This window comes from Proteus sp. G2609, from assembly GCF_963896135.1.
GTDB classification, from domain to species: Bacteria; Pseudomonadota; Gammaproteobacteria; order Enterobacterales; family Enterobacteriaceae; genus Proteus; species Proteus mirabilis.
Genome location: NZ_CAWQNB010000012.1, coordinates 1 through 2,912 on the forward strand (window position 1 = coordinate 1; position 2,912 = coordinate 2,912).

At 45.6% G+C, this 2,912-nt stretch carries 2 protein-coding genes; both read left to right on the forward strand.

Annotated elements, in window-relative coordinates; all coding sequences use genetic code 11:
- The first annotated feature begins 522 nt into the window (after nt 1-522).
- The gene (locus AACV01_RS04330; RefSeq protein WP_004246976.1) at nt 523-1,041 is read left to right on the forward strand and encodes an Hcp family type VI secretion system effector; all 519 of its coding nucleotides are present in this window, start codon (nt 523-525) and stop codon (nt 1,039-1,041) included.
- A gap of 83 nt (nt 1,042-1,124) precedes the next feature.
- Nucleotides 1,125-2,912 (forward strand): type VI secretion system tip protein TssI/VgrG (gene tssI, locus AACV01_RS04335; RefSeq protein ID WP_161682165.1); only part of this gene is annotated, 1,788 nt, incomplete at its 3' end.

Consider the following 2,912-nt stretch of genomic DNA (forward strand, 5'->3'; position numbering starts at 1 on the left):
GAAATATACGCATATTGAGTGTGTTAAATAAAAATAGTGGCTTAATTAGCATGATATTTTAATTAAATTGAGCTTAACAGCTAAATATATTGACCAATTTGGACTGCTCATGGAAAAAGGACAGCATAATTCAATGTAATTGATTTTTAATACTTTAAAATCAATGGATTATATGCGCTATTTTTGATTTAACATTTCTGTTACAAAATATATTTTTATGTACATAGTGTTTCTTGGGCTGCGAGCAATTTGTCTATTTATTCATCATATTTTATGCTGATAAATACTTTTTATGACTGTTTTTACAGCATGATATAGCGATATTTCAACCAGTTTACGCTAAGTGACTTATCCTAGAGAGATACAAAAAAAACGGGCTGTTTACAGCATATTGATAAGATTTTATTATCCTTTACCGAAGTCTTACCGTGCGCACTGGCTAAGATGACAGACATGACTAACGGATTGTTTTTAAGACAATCATTTAATTTAATTTGTCGTTTTTGATAAAAGGATATTGTTATGCCAACTCCTTGCTATATTTCCATTGAAGGAAAAACTCAGGGCAACATCACTGCAGGCGCGTTTACTGCAGATTCTGTCGGCAACATTTATGTACAAGGTCATGAAGACCAAATGTTGGTACAAGAATTTTCTCACGTGGTGACGGTTCCGACTGATCCGCAATCAGGCCAACCTTCTGGCCAACGTGCGCATAAACCGTTTCGTTTTACCGTGGCATTAAACAAAGCCGTTCCTCTGCTGTATAACGCATTGGCTTCCGGCGAAATGTTGCCAAAAGTTGAGTTAAAATGGTATCGCACGTCTGTTGAAGGTAAACAAGAGCACTTCTTTACCACCACACTGACTGACGCGACGATCGTGAACATCGATTGCCAAATGCCTCATTGTCAAGATCCGGCTAAAGCCGACTTCACGCAACTTATCGAAGTTTCCCTCTCTTACCGCAAAATTGACTGGGAGCACACTGTTGCTGGAACGTCTGGTGCGGATGACTGGCGTGCGCCTCTCGAAGCGTAATACCGTTATGACGAGTCCTTGGGGGCTCGTCCTTATTTTGTATTGTTCCCTTTTCTTTATCCATTTTTGCATGGAGGCAGATTATGCTTAGCAAAGATCCGAAATCAACGCCCATTGACCCGGCATCCGTTTTAAAAGATGAAGCCATCAATCAAGTGAAAAATAGGGTGCAATCCAAAGTGAACGAAACGCTATCGACACCCACGCAAAAGGTGGCCGGGATGGCCTCAGCAGCGGCCTCGCTCACGCAATCAGCCAGCGCATCGGCCAATCGCGTGACGGCTCATCCCCTGATCCACGGTGGCGGTTTTACCGGTGGACAAACATTCGCTGAAAACCAAGCACTCCAAGCGGCCCATGGGGCGTTACTTGATGCATTAGGCATGGACAGCCTCGAAAGTGGTTTGGTGTTCACTTGCACCATTGGTGGATTGCCTGACGACACCTTTCAAGTCACCGAATTTAATCTTACCGAAGGATTATCCTCGCTATTTTCGCTGTCCATCAGTGCGGTCAGTGCCTTACCCTTTATCGATTTTCAGCGCCATCTTGGCTTAGCCTCATCATTAACGGTCAAACGCGATGGGGTGTTGATCCGCAAAGTCAACGGTATCTTAGCCGGGGCAGTACAAGGCAATACCGACGGAGTGAAAACGTGGTATCACTTCGATATTCGCCCTGAAATGTGGGTGATGACCCTCAATCAAGACAGCCGTATTTTTCAACATCAATCGGTGCCGACCATCTTAAAAACCTTATTGGATGAGGCCCATGTTAAAGCGGATTGCCAATTCTACCGTGAAGATCTACACCCTGAACGTCTCTACACCACCCAAAAACGCGAATCGGCATTTGATTTTTGGTGTCGACTGGCGTTTGAAGAGGGCATTAACTTCTGGTTTGAAGAAGAACAACTGTTTTACAGCGATGAACATATGGGGATGACGGCGGGTATTCACCTCACCTATAACCCGCAGGCCGACACCGATATCAGCGATAGCACTGCCATGACTTGGCAATATGGCGAATATTTGTGTGTGGATGAAACTATCCATAAAGACAACAACTTTGTTCGTCCTTCTTATCCGTTGTCTCATGAAAACAAAATTGAGCAGGGAGGACAGCACAGTGTGTTTGAAAGTTATGGTCGTTTTCAATTAGACGATGAAGGTCGCCCCCTAACACAGGTGCGCTTTGAGCAATTACGTAACGGCAGCAAAGTGGGGCAAGCGACAACAAACTGTTTTGCGCTGATGCCCGGCAAAATCTTCACCTTATCTCAGCATCCCCATCAGCCGATGAATGATCGCTGGCAAGTGATCAGCGTCAGCCATCATGGTGTACAGCCACTGGCGGACAATAGCGGGGGCGAAGGCACACAACTGTCGAATAGCGTCTCCTTTATTCCGGGCACGCAAGAGTGGCGTCCCCCTTATCGTTATAAACCGACGGCGGACGGCGATGAAGTGGCGACGGTGGTGGGACCGCCGGGGGAAGAAATCTACGTCAATGAATATGGCGCCGTGAAAGTGCATTTTCATTGGGATCGTCGGGGAAGTGCCGATCACAGTGCTTCATGCTGGGTGCGGGTTGCCATGGGTTGGAGTGGAAATGGTTATGGTTTTTCTGCGGTACCGCGCATTGGCACGCAAGTGCTGGTCAGCTACCTTAATGGGGATATCGACAGACCGATGATTACCGGTTGTACCTATGATGGTCGTAACGCACCACCGATTAAGTTCCCAGAGAATAAGACACAAACCACTTTCCGTAGCCAAACCCACAAAGGGGAAGGTTTTAATGAACTGCGTTTTGAAGATGCCGGCGGTAAGCAAGAGGTGTTTCTTCATGCGCAGAAGGATATGAATACC